Raw genomic sequence first — 18,655 nt, forward strand, 5'->3', positions numbered from 1 at the left:
TATGTATTAGGTGCTTAAACGACCCGACCCTTCCCTATCAAAATAACTAAGAGGTTGTCCTTTTGAAATTAGGTCTACCGAAAGAGAGTCACCCAGGTGAGCTACGCGTTGCGTTAATCCCTGCTAATGTGACCGTATTATTGAAAAAACAGCTACAAGTGATCGTAGAATCAGGCGCTGGATTAAACGCAGGCTTTACCGACGACGATTATGTCAAGGTTGGAGCCACTATTGCTTCTTCAAGAGAAGCATTACTAGCAGATGCCGATATCCTTACAGTGGTTAACTGTAAGGGCGATCAATTTGATGAAATTAAAGCTGTAATCAAGCCTCATCAATTGGTTATTGGAATGATGGATCCTCTGATTAATCCTCAGAATGCACAAGCTATTGCAGACACGGGTGGCAGCGCGATTGCCTTAGAATTGATTCCGCGTATTACTCGCGCTCAAAGCATGGATATCTTGTCATCAATGGCAACGATTTCAGGTTATAAAGCCGTATTGCTAGCGGCTCATAAAGCGCCGCGCTTATTCCCAATGATGATGACTGCAGCAGGGACATTAAAACCCACTCGCGCCTTTATTATGGGTGTGGGTGTAGCAGGCCTTCAGGCCTGTGCAACCGCTAAACGTCTCGGTGCAGTTGTCGAAGCCTATGATATTCGCCCAGCGGCGCGCGAACAGATTATTTCTGTTGGTGCAAAACCTGTTGAGCTCGATATCGAAGCTGAAAACACCGAAACTAAAGGTGGCTATGCTACCGAGCAAAGTGATGACTTTTTAAAGCGTCAACAACAAGCTATGGCTAATGTGTTAGCGCAACAAGACATTGTGATTACCACAGCAGCAATTCCAGGTCGCAAAGCCCCTGTTCTGATTACTAAAGAAATGGTTGATGGCATGAAAAATGGCACCATCATCGTTGATTTAGCGGCTGAATCAGGTGGTAACTGTGAATTGACCCGTGTTGATGAAGTTGTTATGCATAACGGCGTCATGATCTTGGGCCCTTCTAACGTGCCTAGCACTGCCGCTAATCATGCCAGCCAAATGTATGGTAAAAATGTCGAAAATTTACTGAACTTAATCATCAGTAAAGAAGGTGAACTGGTTCTTGATTTTGAAGACGAAATTGTAAGAGATACTGTCGTTGCCCATGGCAAAGAAGTGACCAGTGCTCGCCTGAGAGATTTATTAGGTCTAGCGCCTTTAGCAACGCCTGAAGCTGACACGACTGTAGAGGAAAAAGCATAATGGATATGACCTTGTTATTATTGCTGACGCTTTTTGTCGTCGCGGTATTTTTAGGTGTTGAACTTATTACTAAAGTTCCACCCACTCTTCACACGCCATTAATGTCTGGTTCGAATGCTATTTCAGGTATTTCACTGGTTGGCGCCCTACTGTCAGCAGGTTCTGGCGGTGGCATCATGGTTAACGTACTTGGTTTTATCGCCGTAGTACTGGCTACCATTAATGTGGTTGGTGGTTACATGGTAACCAACCGCATGCTAGCTATGTTCAAGAGGAAATAGACTCAATGACAACATTTATTTATTTGGCTTACCTTGTTGCCGCAGTCCTTTTTATTCTTGGTATTAAAGGGCTGACAAAACCTAAAACAGCGGTTCGTGGCAACCAATTATCTGCAATGGGTATGTTCATTGCCGTGGTGGTAACGCTATTTGACCAGAGTATTCTTAGCTATGAATGGATCATTGCCGGCGTACTATTAGGTGGCACCATTGGTGCGGTTATGGCGACTAAAATTAAAGTCACCGACATGCCTCAAATGGTTGCACTACTGAATGGTTTTGGTGGTGGTGCTTCACTCGCTATTGCAGCAGCAAGCTTCCTTGATCCAACCGCTGCGACCAGTGTTGTTGCACTAATCTCTATTGGTGCGACGATAATTATTGGTTCAGTGACGTTATCTGGTTCATTTGTCGCGTTTGCCAAGCTCCAAGAGCTAATTTCTGGTAATCCAATCAAAGTCCCTGGCAATAAAATACTTAACGCATTATTGCTTATCACTGCCGTTGGTTTAGCCATAGCACTAGTGATTGACCCTTCTAACCCTGCGTTAATGTATGCCTTAGTTGCAGTTGCTGTGGTTTTAGGTGTGTTATTAGTAGTGCCAATTGGCGGCGCTGATATGCCGGTTGTGATTGCACTACTGAACTCATATTCAGGTATCGCAGCTGCAACAACGGGTTTCATTACTGGTAATACCGTCCTGGTAGTTTCAGGCTCACTGGTAGGCGCGTCAGGTATCATCCTCACGCAAATCATGTGTAAAGCGATGAACCGTTCACTGTTCAATGTACTGTTCGGTGTTATGGCTGAAGGCGGCGAGAAAATTGATGCTGATGAAGTTTACGCAGGTAAAGTGAAATCAACCTCTCCAGATGAAATTGCAATGATGCTAGAAACAGCTGAACGTGTGGTTATTGTTCCTGGTTACGGTTTAGCGATGGCACAAGCACAGCATGCAGTTCGTGAGCTAGCTAACGTCTTACAAGAGCGCGGTGTTGATGTTAAGTATGCGATTCACCCTGTTGCTGGTCGGATGCCTGGTCACATGAATGTATTACTTGCAGAAGCTGAAGTGCCTTATGAGCAGTTAATTGAAATGGATGAGATTAATCCACAATTTGCTCAAACGGATATGGCGATTGTTATTGGTGCAAATGATGTTACCAACCCAATGGCTCGTGAAGATAAAGGCAGCCCAATCTACGGAATGCCTATTCTGAATGTCGATAAAGCCCGCACTGTTGTGGTGGTTAAGCGTTCATTAAGCCCTGGATTTGCCGGTTTACCTAATCCATTATTTGCCATGGATAACACCCTAATGTTGTTTGGTGATGGTAAAAAAGGCATCGTTGAGCTCACTCAGAGCTTAAAAGAAGCTGATTAATTTTCAACATGTTGAAAGTTTAACCAACAAAATGGCCGCTTAGCGGCCTTTTTTATTGGTAAAAAAAGCAAAAGTGATATTCTAGTCATGGATATTAAGCGAACATTGACTATTTCGCTTATTAAAAGTACAAATAATAATCAATACTTTTACGAAAAAGGAAGATTTTCGCTAATGGATCCCCGAGCTTCACAAGTTCAACTGCTGAATGCTAAGTTAGAACAACTAACTAAAGAGAACCAATCGCTAAAAAAGCAGCTAAAGCTATGTGAAGAAAAACTATCAGCAACCTTAGATGGCACAGGGTTATGCCTTTGGGAGCAACATATTCCAACGGGCGACTTAACCATATTTAATCAAGATTGGGGCGCATTGCTGGGCTACACGCTTGAAGAACGGGCTGCAAACGTTTCTAGCTGGAAAGGTCATTTACATCCTGAAGATAAAGATTGGGTCATTGCCGCCTTTGAAGATCACCTCGTAGGCAAAGAAGAAGTGTACCAAGCGGTCCACCGAATGATCCATAAAAATGGTACCACTAGTTGGGTTTCAGACAGGGGGCGTATTGTTGAGTATACCCAAGATGGACAACCCCTTAGGATAATGGGCACCCATATCGATATCACTCAAGAAAAACGCTATGAACTCGATTTAGCCAGACTTGCCCACCAAGACCCTCTCACCGATTTATTAAATCGAACCGCAGCAGAAAAAGCTTACCAACAAATACAGCAAGATAAACATTTCAGTTCAGGAACCCTGCTTTTTATTGATGTCGATAACTTTAAAAAAGTTAACGACAAATACGGTCATCATTTCGGCGATCTCGTATTAGTGGAAATTAGCCAGATTCTCAAGCATTATTGCGACACCTTGCTACCCAATCATGATGCAAAAATAGCACGGTTGGGTGGTGACGAGTTTGTAGTCATTAGCTCTATTTCAGAATATGAGACCATCAGTGTGCTTGCGAGGGCATTGATATCCCACTTTAAGCATTTACAAGAAATTGATAATAAAACTCTTTCATTAGGTCTGAGTATCGGCATAAGTTGTTTTAATCATCTAGACAAATTCATTCGAGTCTGTGAGCAGGCCGATAACGCCATGTATGGGATCAAACAAGCTGGGAAACATAATTTTTCATTCTGGCAAAAAGATCAAAATGTCAGTCCTTTAAGGACTAATTTAAAACATTGCGACAACCAGTAAAATTTAAAAGATAAACTCATTGCAGTGCTGTTACAGCAAAAGCTAAAATCAGCATGCTATAATATTGAAAAACCAAACGAAAATTAGCGCCAACTTAGTTTTGAAAATCATGATTTCAGCTAGGTAAAGGTTAGTCATTAGCATTAAAGATTACTGGTAAAACGTTTATGTCAACAACACCTCACTTATTTACAGCCCTTATTTGTGTCAGCGCATGCGCTTTTCCTGTCATGGCAGCGCCAAAAAATGAAACGCTTAAAACGACCAAGTCAGAAACAAACATTGAACAGGAAAATGGTAGTGAGGTTGAGTATTTCCCAACAACTTGGGGGGTAGGAATTGGTTTACGCAGAGCCGGTATTCCCTACGCAACCGAAGATGATAACGTTTCAGATGTCATGCCACTCCTCGAGTTTAAAAATGACTATTTTTACTTAGATGGTTTAGAAGGCGGGGTGCATTTATGGAAAAATGATGAACACCAAATCAATGTCTACAGCCGTTTTCGCTTTGTCGATATACCGCAAGAATATCAAAACGAAACGCAATCAGACGCCTTTGATGTGGGCTTTCAATATCGTTTTCAAAAAGACAGTCTAGAAGCCGATGTAGCAATAATGAGTGACGGTAACAAACGCACCTATGGTTATACCCGCACACAATATCACTGGCAAGGCGGTGACTGGCAGCTTAATCCTTATGCTGAGCTACAGTGGAAAAGCAGTGATTTTAATGAACATTATTATGGATTAGAGTTAGCAGACCCAGGGGCTGGTTTATCATTTTCAGCCGGTGTAAATGCCCGTTATCACCTCGCCAGTAATTTGTATTTACTCGGTAACTTTGGCGTGACTCGTCTTGAGGATGATATCTATGATTTACCCACTATTGAAAATCAATATCAATTTGAAACCTTCTTAGGCTTTGGCTTCTTCCCTGACAACAAAAGACCAAACACTAATCCAGTTCCTAAAGAAAGTGGGGAATTTTTAAGGGTTGCGCATGGTTGGGCAACACCTTCAAACTTAAATGCGATATTAACCGGTAAAGCTAAAGGTGACCGTTATAATAATCAGCTCACATCCCTTTTTTACGGTATTCCGCTTAGTGATAGCTTATTCACTTTACCCATCGATCTATATCTAACGACGGGTGCCGTCTGGCATCACGATTCAGAAGTCCAAGATAACTTAGCTGAAGGCGTTATTGCTGTGAAAGCATTTTACACCGTAGATTTAGGTTGGCGTTTTCGTATCGGTGTAGCTGAAGGTTTATCTTATGTCTCTGATGTGACCTATATCGAAGGTAGTGAATTAGCAGAAAAAGATTACCGACCTTCTAAATTGTTAAACTACTTAGATTTTTCGTTTGATGTCAATTTAGGGGATGTTTTCAATTATGCGCCAATGCAAAATGCCTGGTTAGGTTACAGCATTCACCATAGATCGGGCATATTTGAAACCAGTTCAGCCTTTGGCCGAATTAAAGGTGGTAGTAACTACAATTCGGTTTATGTCCAATGGCACTTTTAACCCGGTGAAATAAACACTCACAACAATGATAATACCAACAGCATAAAGGCGACCTTAAAGGTCGCCTTTTGATTAATTGACACCTACCGCAGTAATATAAAAATACCCTTGGATTGATTACAAGAGTTCTGATCTCATTTCAACTATCACAGCTTAATTATCGAAAAACCATAATTTTAGCTTTGTGCTTTCAATCCGAATTTCTGCCATTTATAAAACACGCTACATTCTATTCAGCGTGTGCTACTTTCAGCATTTTTTCAGCTTCTGGAAATTGTTCAATTAGCCATTGCTGGGCCTTGTTCTCACCCATTAGCATGGATAAGGTTGGGTAAATGACATCGATAAGTTGCTGTTGCCGCCAAAGCATATATTTAGGTAAGGTAAGCGTACTGTGACTAAAAGTACGCTGTACTAGGCTGGAAATTTCAGACCGTTCAGTTTTATCAGGAACAGTTAATATAGGCATAATGGCGGTAACAAATTCACTGTAGAGCTCAAAATCGAGAATGTCATTTAGCTGATATTGGCTCAGTATCCATTGCAATTGGGGAGCGCTCCAATGGGTCATATTATTTCGATCGCTGATAAGATCCATATTTCGTCGATGAAACTGCTGCCAGGCTAAGTCCAAATCCTTATGCTCTTGGGCTATTCGCCACACTAAGTAAATATCAGCTAACCATTCATGTTCATATGCAGATAGGGAAGCAGGAAGCGTTTCACCTAACAAGGCAATATTCTCCAAATGACCCATTTCATGCCATAACGTCAGCTTAAATTGCTCCTCCAGGTCTAGTTGATATGTCACACCATTTATAGAAGATATCGTTTCAGGAATAGAAGACTTAGCACTAACGATAATAAGACCGGCGATATTTTGATGTTCAACAGCTAATACCATCGCAGTTCTTTGACCTAAAAAGGTTGTGATCTTATTTGGCTTGGGTAATTGAATGGCTAATGCTACAGGAAGCTTATTTAAACAATTAAGATAGAAAGCGATATCACAGACCAGAGCTTGCTTAGATGCGATAGGAATCCAATGTAAAAGCTTTGTAGAATTTTGAGTAATGGGAAATTGGGGTGATGAAAGGTTATTGGTCTGGTTTTGATTATGAGTATGGTTATGAGTGTCAGATTGAATTTGAGTTTGAGTGTTAAAAGGTAATGTAACATCAGCCAGCAATGGCTGACTGATGACAATAGCACTAAATAAAATGGCACTGATTAAAATAAGCAGTGCCCGAATACTCACTACTTATTAGCCATGATATTTTCAATAATCGCGGTTGTAGAGACGCCGTCTTCAAATCCAAGGATTTCGACACTGCCACCAGCAGCGATAACTTCTTCGCCACCAGCGACTTCTTCAACTTTATAATCTCCACCTTTTACCAATGAATCAGGTAATAAGCGGCTGATCACACGTTGCGGTGTATCTTCACTAAATGGGATAACCCAATCAACAGAAGCAAGTCCGGCCAGCACAGCCATGCGGCGATCAACCTGATTTACAGGACGGCCTTCGCCTTTTAAGCGCTTCACTGAAGCATCATCATTAACCGCAACGATTAAACGATGACCTAATTCTTTGGCTTGCTGAAGGTAACTAACATGCCCAGCATGTAAAATATCAAAACAACCATTAGTCATTACCACTTTTTCACCGCGAAGACGGGCTTGCTCAATGGCATAAGCTAATTGATCTTCTGTAACGACACCAAAACCTGATTCACCTTGATTTAACGCTAATGCTTCAATCAATTCGATACGGCTAACTGTTGCGGTACCGAGTTTAGCCACCACGACACCCGCAGCGATGTTGGCAATTGAACAGGCTTGTGCAAGTGAGCTACCAGCGGCAAGTGAACTTGCCAATGCCGAAATAACCGTATCTCCCGCACCAGTAACGTCATAAACTTCACGAGCAACTGTTGGAATGTGTAATTCAGCTTCATCTTGGCTAATCAAGGTCATACCCTTTTCAGAGCGAGTCACCAAAATTGCATCTAAATCATTTTCTTTAATGACTTTTTTCGCTTTTTCAATTAAGTCAGCTTCACTTGTCACAGTACCAACAACGGCTTCAAATTCACTCATGTTTGGTGTTAATAATGAAGCGCCACGATAGCGTGAAAAGTCACTGCCTTTGGGATCAACAAGTACTGTTACGCCTTTAGCACGAGCTTTGGCAATAAAGTCGATTGGAGAATCAATTGCGCCTTTAGCGTAGTCTGATAGCACCAAAACATCGACATTATCTAAAATGGCTTCACTGCTATTAAACAAGTTTTCACTATCAGCTTTCTGATATTTTTCTTCAAAATCTAAACGGATAAGCTGTTGATTACGTGAAAAAACTCTTAATTTGGTGATAGTTGGCTTATTAGGAACCGTTAACCATCGAGGTTCTACACCTTGAGTTTGCACACCAACAGTTAGGGCTTTAGCAGCCTCGTCATTACCGACAATACCCGCAAGCTGAACCTGGCCGCCCAATGCTGCAATGTTTAATGCGACGTTAGCAGCGCCACCGGGACGATCTTCAATTTGATTAATGTTAACTACAGGTACTGGTGCTTCAGGTGAAATTCGACCTGTCGGGCCAACCCAATAACGGTCAAGCATGACATCGCCGACAACTAAAACACGTGCTTTTTCGAATGCAGGAAGAGATACCTTCATAGTAAACTTATTCTTTTGCTGATATTTAACAGTGATTGTACCTAATTTTGCTCTAAAATTAAGTTAGAATAGAAACTAATTTTGATTTTTGAATGAGTTCGTCGTGATAGATAAAGCACAATTCTCCTCACATTTATTACATCCCAAGCATTGGCCCTTATGGTTAGGTGTTGGCCTAATGAAGCTAACACAACTATTACCTCTTAGCTGGCAAATGACTTTAGGCAAAGCTTTAGGACGTTTGGTGCTGAAAGTAGCTGCCAGTCGCAAGCATACTGCTGAGCGTAATTTACAGCTTTGCTTCCCTGACATGCCTATTGAAGAACGTGAAACTCTCCTTAAACAAAACTTTGAAGAAACGGGCAAAGCACTATTCGATACTATCAACGCTTGGTGGTGGTCAGATGAAAAAGTCAGAAAACACATGACCATTAAAGGCGACGAACATGTGCGTAATACCCTTGATAGTGGTCAAGGAGTGATTTTATTCGCAGTACATTGTTTACCTTTAGAAATGGGCGCAAGAATGTTCGGTCAATTTCAACCCGGTATCGGCGTTTATAGACCTCATGATAATCCCGTTATGGAATATTTGCAGGTGAACGGTCGCCTGCGATCAAATAAAGGTTTAGTACCTAAACGCGATCTACGTAAAATGGTAAAAAGTCTTCGTAACCCTGATGTTATTTGGTATACCGCCGATCAAGATTTCGGTCGTTCAAGTGCGGTGTTCATCCCTTTATACGAAGTGCCAGATGCGGCAACCATCACTGGGGCGACGACATTAGCAAAGTTAGGTAGAGCCAAAGTATTACCCTTTTTTGTTGAACGTAATGATAGTGACACTGGTTATAATATGGAAATATTAGCCCCACTTGGCCACTTCCCTGGCGAAGATGAGCTGACTGATGCCATACGCGGTAATAAAATTGTCGAACAGTTAATCGATCGCAACAGAAAGCAATATATGTGGCTGCATCGCCGCTTTAAAACTCGACCGACAAAAGACACACCTTCGCTATATAAATAACAGCATGTGTTAATATTAGGGAAATAAGCCTTTAGAAACTTACATTAGTTGAAATCGGCGTTAAAATGATCAAGTATTCTTTGATATAAAAAGCAAAACTTTAGTTTGAGTTTTCACCAGATATTGAGATTTATCCTGCAGGAGCACTTTTATAATTCTCAAGTAAACCATTGTGAGCACAGCTCTCATAGGAATGAATCCAGCATATGATGAAGTCTTTTTGTGCCAGTTTAATTATTGTCTCTACTGTAATTTTTAGCGTTAAAGCCACCGCTGTTGAATATGCTATGCCAGCTAAAGATAGTCGTTTAATTGGTGAGAACCAATACTATGTAGTCCCTGAAGGTAAGCTGACTTTAGAGGCTATCGCGGCCCAATTCCAACTGGGTTTAAGCAACATGCTAGAAGCCAATCCTGGTGTTGATCCTTATCTACCAAAACCTGGCAGCACTCTAGTTATTCCGCATCAGCTTATTTTACCTGACGCCCCCCGCAAAGGCATTGTGATCAATAGCGCTGAAATGCGTTTATACCATTATAAAAAAGGCACTAACATCGTTGAGGTTTTGCCTATTGGTATTGGCCAAGTCGGTCGTGACACACCTGAGAATTGGGTAACCCAAGTTTACCGAAAACGTGCCAATCCGACTTGGACACCCACCAAACGTACCCGTGAGATTTATGCCGAAAAAGGTGTAGAACTTCCTGATGTTTGGCCAGCGGGCCCTGATAACCCAATGGGTTTATTTGCTTTATACGTGGGTAATTTATTCGCAGTACATGGTACCAACGCTTCTTTTGGCATTGGACTCAGAGTCAGCCAAGGCTGTGTAAGATTACGTGAAGATGATATTGAACATCTATTCAATACTGTACCGGTTGGTACTCGTGTTGAATTTGTTAATCAACCGATTAAAGCCACCATTGAGCCAGACGGTAATCGCTATTTAGAAGTACACCAGCCTTTATCTGAGACCCAAGAGCAATTTGACTCATCAGAGCCCCTGCCTTTAACGCTGGATAAAAAAATCACGGCTATTGTCGCCAACGCTGATACTGATTCATTTGTGCTAAAACGCTTATTAGAGCAACGTACAGGTCTGCCAACACGGATCAATAGCATGCAACAACAAGCTCAAATTGAAGAAATGGTTCAACCTTTTGATTCTGAGTAAGGTCTTCTCACTTAACTCAAAATCAATTTAGAAACAGCATGCACAAGCACATAGGTATAATACCGCCTATTGTGCTTGTGTTAATAACTCCTATCTCTATAAACGCCCATCCCTAAAACTCGCTACCACCTCAGAATAAACAACATCAAGTGAGTCGCTGCTAACAATAACTCTTGAGCTCTTTATCTATACTCAGTAACCTAAATGAACGGTTAAAATTCATCGACTGGGTAGCAGCTTGAAATCTATTTATTCATCTTCATTGTGCGTTTTTGTCAGCTTACCTATCTTGTTAATGTCCGCTATTACACAAGCATCGACAGCAAGCGAACCAAAGGCATCAAGCCAATGTGATCTTTCACAACCGCTCGCGAAACTTCATTCCATAGAACGACAAGTTACACTCACTGAACTTGAGAACGGTCTTATTATTAGACAAGTCCATCAACCTAGCCTGAATACTGTTTCAATCGCATCGCAATTTAATGTCGGCTCCAGAAATGAGAAAGCAGGCCAAACTGGCTATGCCCATCTATTTGAGCATTTACTGTTTAAAGGCAGTGAAAATGCCCCTAATGATAGCTATCCACAACAAATGAGCGCGCTTGGTGCGAGATTCAACGCAAGTACCCACTTCGACTACACCAATTACTATTTAACCATTCCAGCACAAGCATTAGAGCTAAGCCTATTTTTAGAGTCAGATAGATTTATCAAGCCAGTTCTTTCTGCCACTACAGTACAAAACCAACAAGGTGCGGTATTAGAGGAAATGGCGACGACCATTGATAACCAGCCTTACATACGTGAAGCGATGGAGTTTCTGTTATCTCAAGTCGCAGGGAGTCAGTACGGGCATGCCATCATTGGCAGCATCGAAGATGTTAAAAGTGCCACAGCACAAGAGCTAGTGGAATTCCATCAACGCTATTACCGCCCTGATGCCATGCAAATGTCATTGGTGGGTCAACTCAACGATAAAACCAGCGATTGGCTTGAAGACTATTTAGGACAGTGGCAGAACCCTGATATTCCAAAACAAAAATTTACTAAAATCAACATAGAATCTAGCCAATTAACAGCCACCCATGCGGAAATTATTGATGGGCGAGGACCTTGGCCAGCATTATTACTTGCTTGGCATACCGTAGGCGAGCAAGATGCAGATTTTGAAGCGGTATCATTACTGCAAAGTTACTTATTTCAAAATATTGCTAATGCCTTAACGAAAGCCACTCTCGAAAACCCGCCCCATATGTTGAGCTATTCAGTACCCTTAACGATGCAAAACCATGGTGTCACCAATCTTGTTTTAGTACCAAGAGCTAACACGTCTTTAGATAAGCTCAACGAAATGGTGAGTACACTATTAGAAAAAGTGGCTAGTCAGGGTCTTGAACCACGATCCCTATGCCAACTAAAAAGTGTTTCCCTTAATGATTCTCTTATCAGCTTTACTGATAGTCAGCAGTTGGCAGTGTATTTATCAAAAACATCCACTCGAGATAAATACTTTCCATTAACTCAGCCTTGGCAAAGAACAGCAAAGGTCACTAGCGATGATCTTAAAAGGGTCGCTAACCAATACTTTATCAATAAAGAAGTTCGCCTTGATTTACTGCCATCGTGGTATATCCGATGGGGTAAGACCCTGCTTGAATGGTTACCTGAAGGTTTTACTGAATCAATCGAAAAGTGGGCATTATGAAACTAATAGACTCAATAGTAATCACAAGGTTTCCCTTAAGACTAGCCAGCATATTTATGCTCATATGGGCTCAACTCGGTTGCCAACATGCACCGATCAAATTTACTCCATCTGCGCCGCCAAACTTACCCAGCTTTACTGCATTGCCATTAGCCCCTAAGGTTGCTCCATTAAAAGCCAATGCGATGCAAGCACCACAAACTACCCAACTGACAGAAAATAGTTTCCTGCACCAATGGCCGTTGAATGAAAATAATCACAATCAGCAGCCAGATCAGCAGGCCAATTCGCTTTACTTCATCGGTATTTCAAAGAGTACCCCAATAGCAAACCCTGACATTTTAGTTGCCGCATTTAAGCAACATAGAAAAGCCATTACCAATAATGAAGACTTAACCAACTTAGAAGCTAGCTGTTATGACAGTATGCGCTTTAGAGCCAGCTTACATAGCATTGGCATCACCATCAGTTGTTTTGCACCAACAGCAGTTAAGAGCAACCTGCTGTGGCAGTTTTGGGATAAAGGTGTGCTTGATGAGGTCAATATTGACAGTATTCAACGCAGTCTTAAGCTCAATAAGCATATTGGCGCTTTCACTGGTGCTGAAATTGATACCGTATTTAGAAAAAAGCTCCTTGGTGAGCAGCATCCTTATAATCAAAATATCGATAACAACGCCATAATTAATGAGTTAAATAAAGCCAAGCTTTCAACACTACACCTTCAAATCAGAAGCCAGATGCAATGGCACCTATTTACCCCTCAGCAGGCATCATTAGCAGCTCATGCAGATGTCGAAAAGGCACAGCCAGCGAATTTTTTCCCTAGCTGGCTTACCGAATATAGCCCTAACAGCAGTTTATCCACAGAAAAGCGCTTTAATAACCAACAATCTAACGCTGAAGAAGCTAATGCTGAAGAATTTGGCTCATACGAAGCAAATTCATATAAAGCTAGCTCAGAGAAAGCAAAAACTGAGAAAACCCTCTATTTAATCGATGCACCTAACACGGTACAAACCCAAGTGAGAGTTGGTGTGTTAACTGAATCCTCAGGTTATCAAAGTCAAAATGCTAATAGTTGTAAAATAATCGCGGCATTGCTCGGTCGAGGATATTCTGGAAGATTGTTTTATGACTTACGTGAAACACGCGGATTAACCTATGGCGTTTATGGCGGCTGCGTTGATGCGCCATTGAGCCAATATATGTATTTTTATGGTAGCACCGCTTTAGCGAACTCTGGTGCATTTTTAAAAGGCATGACAGATCATTTAGCGCTTATCAGTGAGCAACTCACGCCACAACAAGAAATCAATTCAGCAGCCACCTACCTCATTGGTAAGCAACAACTCACTATCGATAGACCCTTTGGCAAAGAAAGCCTCTATATAAATCAGATATTGAGAAACAAAGCATTAAAAAACAAACAACCACTCGCCCAACAGCTGAAGAACCAAGCTCTAGAAAACCAAGCCTCAGCAGAATTTGATCAAGGGTTAATGCAGTTAAGCAAACTTACACCCCAAGAATTATTGGTCATGACACAAACAGCCACTTTAAATGACCCTGTTATTGTCTTACGGGGCGATGCAGATAAAATCACTATCGATCTGCAGCAAAAATTCCCCACATGGCAGATTAAACTTGTCGAGGTGAACTAATATTGCTTGCAGCTCAAGTTAAGAAGAGCTAACGTTTATTGGTGCATTTAAGAGCTCACTTCACTCGTTCATTTTCATAGCGGCTACAATCATCAGTAATATTAAGCCAGCTTACTTGGTTCTTGGTATGAATATGATAAGTCGGTTTAACCAGCCTAGGGTTATCTAGTGAAGCAATCGTTAAGGTAAAATAATCTGGATATCGGTCATCTCGATAACTTATTGAACAACCACATTGAACGCAAAAACCTCTTGAGACATGTTCAGAAGACTGATACTCAGTAACAACGCCAGTAAGCCAGGTTATTTGATCTAATTTAAAATCCATCCAAGCTTGAAACACCGCACCTGATGACTTTTGACATTGAATACAATGACAATAATCAGCATCAAATGGCGCAGTATTCACTTGATAACGAATCCCGCCACACAAGCAACCGCCTGCTATTACCGTCAATTTATCTTCCGTGTTTTCCATCATATTCATCCTCCAACCATAGAATATTGAAACACTATTTAAGCATAAATTAAACGCAAAAAAAAAGCCCTCATCAGAGGGCTTTTAGGAGACATAATTACCTAAGTAATAGTGCTAATTAGTAAGTCGCTTCACGCTTTTCAGCTTCAGCATCCCACTTTGGCGCAAGTTCTTTTAAGAATCTTTGCTTATCAGCATTCATTTTGTCCATATCCATGCCTAGTGCTTCCTGTGCTTTCTCTTTAGTAGAGATATCAGGGATAGCGATTGGCATTTTCACGCCTTTAGCAGCAAGAAGTTGAGCAAGTTTGATACGTGCATCAGCGGCTTTATCAACAGCGCCACCTAAAATACGTAATGCTTCAGCTGGAGCATGTGCAGCAACACCGTGAGATGCAGTTGCAAAATCCCAACGCCACTGGCTGTGACGGATATCCATTAGGATAGGTTCCATTTCAGCTTCAGTTGCACCCGCATCCCAAGCTGCGCCAGCTTCGAAATGAGCGTGTACAAGTTGAGTCTCAGCTCTTAGCTTGATTTCTGTAACACTTTTTTGATTCGCATGTGTTACTTCCATCATGAACTCTTTAGTCTTGCCTTCGTGACAAGTTGCACATGTTTCTTCGAAACGATCAAATGGGTTACCCACTTTATGATCGGTGAACTTACCTTTACCATTTGCTTTAGCAACGCGTGGCATGTGACAGTCAGTACAACTTACGTTGTTCTTACCGTGCATACCTTGCATCCAAGTTTCATAACCAGGATGTTGAGCTTTTAGCATAGGTGTTTTAGAAATAGCGTGAGTCCAATCGGCAAATTTAATTGCATCGTAGTAAACTTCCATATCTTCAACAGTAGTACCGTTGTCCCATGGGAATTTCACATAACCTTTACGATCAGCAGTTTTCTCGAAGTAGTACTCAACGTGACATTGACCACAAACCATAGATTGCTTGTCTTTACGAGAAGCTTTATCAAATGGCTTATCAATTGCTTCTAGAGCGCGATCAACATATGGACGAGAAATACGTAGTTTTGGTGAACCTTTTTCATGACAATCGCCACAGCCAAGACTGTTTACGATTTCAGGACCGCCTTTAGACCATTTACCTTTGAAGTAACCGTCTTCGCCTTGCTCTTCAATCATACGAGGTACATCAGGGCTTTTACAGCTCCAACATGCCATAGGCATTGGGCCGTCATCAGGGCCTGTTGGTGCACCAGTACGTAATGTATTACGTAAGTCAGTCACTGTATAATGATGACCACGTGCTTTATTGTAATCTTTAGCAAAGCCGTAACCTGCCCATAACACAACAAGGTTTGGATCTTGAGCTAACACATCAACAATTTCATCACTTTCAGAGGTTGCGTGCCAAGTTTCATATTGAAGCTTGTACTTATCTTTATATACTTCATTACGAGGCTCTGTTTTATCACTAGCCATTGCGCTAGTCATAGCAAAACTCGTTGCTAATAATGCACTTAGTGCAACAATCTTTCCATTCATCTTCATCACCGTTCATCTCCGTGTTACATTTTTATCTAAATAATCACGATATCTCCATGAACAAACTTATCCATTTAAGGTTCAATTAAGAATACCCCTTTATGGGTATTAGGTAATAAGCTTGCGCTAGATCAATATGTTAATATGTTGTATGTCACATATTTGATATTTTTTAACATAGTACAGTAATCACTAATGTAAAATAGTGCTTACTTTGAAACAAAACACTACTCAAGTTGGATAATAAATGGTTAAAAGAGGCAGCCTCACATCTACAATCCTTAGACTAATGTTAGTCTTAATTTTTATTTCTTCCAGCCTCGCAGTCTACTCGATAATAAATCTCTCATTTAGTATTGGGGATGCCCGTGCTATTAATGCTTCAGGCTCACTGCGAATGCAAAGCTATCGACTAAAGTTGACTTTGGATAGTGAAAAACATGTAGTAGACGAAAGAATCAAACAATTTGAACAAACCTTACATTCAGAAGCCTTAGAACGCTCAACGGCGTGGTACAGCCCCAAAGAACTTTCAGATCAATATTTATTAGTCATTGATAAGTGGCAACACATGCGGGCATTTATTGATAACGAGCAAAATCAACTTTACTCTGCAGCACTAAAAGACTTTGTCGATACGATTGATTTGCTAGTGCTAGAAATGGAGCGCTTTGCGGCATTGAAGTTACGTATCTTAGTCATAGGACAAATCATTGGCTTGTTTTTAATGATAGTCGTTGCCAGTGTAGCAACTCGGTATACCCGTAAAAAAATGGTACTCCCTATTCTACGATTGATGGACGTGGCTAATTCTATTTCCAAAGGAAAGTTTAAAGTTGAGGTCCCTCCATCTGAATATATGGAACTTTATGCATTAGGCGAGGCATTTAAAAAGACCGCCTCAGAGCTTGATAGGCTTTATCAAGATTTGGAAGGTCAAGTAAATGAAAAAACTACTGCACTCACACGTGCCAACAATGAGCTGAGTTTTTTATACGACAACTTAATCACCCTTCATGCTGATCGACTTGATTACAAAGCTCTAGGCTCCGCACTTAATCAATTACAAAGATTTGAAGCATTAGATTATTTAAGACTGGTTGTACAACACGCTGATGATTCCATTGATTCAATAGAAGCGGAAACAGGCTGGCCTGACTCTTTAAATATCTATCAAGATGGCTCAAACCATAAACCAGTAAAATATAACCTTCAGCTTGAAGATAAAAATTTGGGTTATCTGGAAGTTATTTCACTTAAACCTCTTAATAATGTTTTGTTTGTCAATTTTGCCATGATGCTCACCCGCTCTATCGTGATACACAATGCTACTGAAGAACGTCAGCAATTGGCATTAATGGAAGAAAGAGCGGTTATTGCCCGGGAACTACACGATTCATTAGGGCAACTATTATCCTACTTAAAAATTCAGGTGAGTTTACTAAGAAAGCAAATTACTCCCGAACAAAGAACTGAAAAAATAGAGTCTCAATTAAACGATATAAATGAAGGTGTTAGTACTGCATATGTGCAGTTACGTGAACTACTATCAACCTTCAGGTTAGTCATTAAAGATCCTAACCTCGGCCAAGCTATTGAGGTTATGCTGAGTGATCTACGCAAGCAATCCGGTATCAATATCAAGTTAAATTATCAGTTACCACAGCACTTACTTGCCTCGAACCAGCATATTCATATACTGCATTTAACCCGAGAAGCCACTATTAATTCTATTAAGCATGCGCAGCCATCTGAAATAGAAATTGATTGTTTTTTAGCAGACTCTGGTATGATACACATCAATATTAAAGATGATGGTATTGGCGTATCCCATTTAAAAGAACGCGATCAGCATTTTGGTATTGGAATAATGCATGAACGTGCAACAAAATTGCACGGCACGGTAAAGTTTGAAAATAATCCGCAGGGCGGCACAACTGTTTCCCTCGTATTTCCACCCCAGCAGGAGCCTCTAAATGGGTAAACCTTATTCAGTACTTGTAGTCGATGACCATCCTCTTCTTCGTCGTGGTATTTGTCAGCTGATCACCTCTGATAGTGATTTCAAATTATTTGGTGAAGCTGGAACAGGGTTAGATGCGTTAACAGCAATCGGTGAAGATGAGCCAGATATTATTTTGCTCGATCTTAATATGAAAGGCATGACAGGTTTAGATACGTTAAATGCAATGCGTCAAGAAGGCGTAACTGCACGTATCGTTATTTTAACGGTATCAGATGCTAAACAAGACGTTGTAAGACTGCTGCGTGCTGGCGCTGATGGCTACCTACTAAAAGATACTGAGCCTGATTTATTATTAGAACAGCTTAAAAAGGCCATGCTTGGACATCGCGTTATTAGCACTGAAGTTGAAGATTATATTTATGAACTGAAAAATGCTGATAATGATGAGACTTGGATTGCCTCTTTAACGCCGAGAGAGTTACAGATCCTGAAAGAACTTGCCGAAGGTAAAAGTAATCGTGTTGTCGCTGAAGACTTGCACATCAGTGAGGGAACGGTGAAAGTTCACGTTAAAAACTTACTACGTAAGGCAAACGCGAAATCAAGAACTGAAATGGCCGTAAGGTACTTAAATCACTAAGTATGAGCTAATAATCACTTTTGGCTAGTCACTCAATCTTATTACAGATTTTCGGTGAATAATAAATGGATGACGGTTAACACCCTCATCCATTTTTTGTGCCTGTAAAATATGATTAATCACTCAT

At 41.0% G+C, this 18,655-nt stretch carries 15 protein-coding genes; 11 read left to right on the forward strand and 4 right to left on the reverse strand.

The window, feature by feature from the left end; translation table 11 throughout:
- Positions 1–62: 62 nt before the first annotated feature.
- The 5 genes from FPK91_RS09840 (at position 63) to FPK91_RS09860 (ending at position 5,666) form a co-directional block, all read left to right on the forward strand.
- Positions 63–1,256, forward strand: a complete 1,194-nt coding sequence (locus FPK91_RS09840) for an NAD(P) transhydrogenase subunit alpha (protein ID WP_144210919.1) — start codon at positions 63–65, stop codon at positions 1,254–1,256.
- A gap of 5 nt (positions 1,257–1,261) precedes the next feature.
- Complete coding sequence (locus tag FPK91_RS09845) at positions 1,262–1,537, forward strand: NAD(P) transhydrogenase subunit alpha (protein WP_076540864.1); 276 nt, start codon at positions 1,262–1,264, stop codon at positions 1,535–1,537.
- Positions 1,538–1,542: 5 nt separating this feature from the next.
- Positions 1,543–2,922: an NAD(P)(+) transhydrogenase (Re/Si-specific) subunit beta gene (locus tag FPK91_RS09850; RefSeq protein WP_144210921.1), complete on the forward strand. Its 1,380-nt coding sequence runs from the start codon at positions 1,543–1,545 to the stop codon at positions 2,920–2,922.
- A gap of 174 nt (positions 2,923–3,096) precedes the next feature.
- Positions 3,097–4,134, forward strand: a complete 1,038-nt coding sequence (locus FPK91_RS09855; protein WP_144210923.1) for a sensor domain-containing diguanylate cyclase — start codon at positions 3,097–3,099, stop codon at positions 4,132–4,134.
- A gap of 167 nt (positions 4,135–4,301) precedes the next feature.
- Positions 4,302–5,666: a MipA/OmpV family protein gene (locus tag FPK91_RS09860; protein WP_144210925.1), complete on the forward strand. Its 1,365-nt coding sequence runs from the start codon at positions 4,302–4,304 to the stop codon at positions 5,664–5,666.
- Positions 5,667–5,895: 229 nt separating this feature from the next.
- Here the strand turns inward: FPK91_RS09860 and FPK91_RS09865 are convergent, their stop codons facing one another.
- Positions 5,896–6,924: a hypothetical protein gene (locus tag FPK91_RS09865; RefSeq protein ID WP_144210926.1), complete on the reverse strand. Its 1,029-nt coding sequence runs from the start codon at positions 6,922–6,924 to the stop codon at positions 5,896–5,898.
- Entirely contained in the window at positions 6,924–8,354 is a 1,431-nt protein-coding gene (gene hldE / locus FPK91_RS09870; RefSeq protein ID WP_144210928.1) for a bifunctional D-glycero-beta-D-manno-heptose-7-phosphate kinase/D-glycero-beta-D-manno-heptose 1-phosphate adenylyltransferase HldE, read from the reverse strand. Before hldE ends, FPK91_RS09865 begins: the two co-directional genes overlap by 1 nt.
- A 103-nt stretch (positions 8,355–8,457) precedes the next feature.
- Here hldE and lpxL point away from each other — a divergent pair, with 103 nt between their 5' ends.
- From lpxL to FPK91_RS09890, 4 genes are all read left to right on the forward strand, one after another.
- Positions 8,458–9,384: an LpxL/LpxP family Kdo(2)-lipid IV(A) lauroyl/palmitoleoyl acyltransferase gene (gene lpxL, locus FPK91_RS09875; protein ID WP_144210931.1), complete on the forward strand. Its 927-nt coding sequence runs from the start codon at positions 8,458–8,460 to the stop codon at positions 9,382–9,384.
- Between the two features lie 209 nt (positions 9,385–9,593).
- On the forward strand, positions 9,594–10,559 hold the full coding sequence (locus FPK91_RS09880; protein ID WP_405127359.1) for a L,D-transpeptidase family protein: 966 nt from the start codon (positions 9,594–9,596) through the stop codon (positions 10,557–10,559).
- Between the two features lie 295 nt (positions 10,560–10,854).
- The gene (locus tag FPK91_RS09885; RefSeq protein ID WP_144214304.1) at positions 10,855–12,267 is read left to right on the forward strand and encodes a M16 family metallopeptidase; all 1,413 of its coding nucleotides are present in this window, start codon (positions 10,855–10,857) and stop codon (positions 12,265–12,267) included.
- Positions 12,268–12,323: 56 nt separating this feature from the next.
- Positions 12,324–13,931, forward strand: a complete 1,608-nt coding sequence (locus FPK91_RS09890; protein WP_158638078.1) for an insulinase family protein — start codon at positions 12,324–12,326, stop codon at positions 13,929–13,931.
- Positions 13,932–13,986: 55 nt separating this feature from the next.
- Here the strand turns inward: FPK91_RS09890 and FPK91_RS09895 are convergent, their stop codons facing one another.
- Together FPK91_RS09895 and nrfA are read right to left on the reverse strand one after the other, a co-directional pair.
- Entirely contained in the window at positions 13,987–14,412 is a 426-nt protein-coding gene (locus tag FPK91_RS09895; RefSeq protein ID WP_227006725.1) for a GFA family protein, read from the reverse strand.
- A 115-nt stretch (positions 14,413–14,527) separates the two neighbouring features.
- A complete protein-coding gene (nrfA, locus tag FPK91_RS09900) occupies positions 14,528–15,922 on the reverse strand; it encodes an ammonia-forming nitrite reductase cytochrome c552 subunit (protein ID WP_168926918.1) in 1,395 nt (464 codons plus the stop codon).
- A gap of 247 nt (positions 15,923–16,169) precedes the next feature.
- On the opposite strand from nrfA, the gene narQ reads away from it, so the two are divergent.
- Both narQ and FPK91_RS09910 read left to right on the forward strand, forming a co-directional pair.
- Complete coding sequence (gene narQ / locus FPK91_RS09905; protein WP_144210936.1) at positions 16,170–17,906, forward strand: nitrate/nitrite two-component system sensor histidine kinase NarQ; 1,737 nt, start codon at positions 16,170–16,172, stop codon at positions 17,904–17,906.
- Positions 17,899–18,528 carry a response regulator gene (locus FPK91_RS09910; RefSeq protein WP_144210938.1) on the forward strand — a complete coding sequence of 210 codons (630 nt, stop codon included), beginning with the start codon at positions 17,899–17,901 and terminating at the stop codon, positions 18,526–18,528. The genes narQ and FPK91_RS09910 overlap by 8 nt, the downstream gene beginning before the upstream one ends.
- Positions 18,529–18,655: the final 127 nt, after the last annotated feature.

It is taken from the genome of Shewanella donghaensis, from assembly GCF_007567505.1.
Classification (GTDB): Bacteria; Pseudomonadota; Gammaproteobacteria; order Enterobacterales; family Shewanellaceae; genus Shewanella; species Shewanella donghaensis.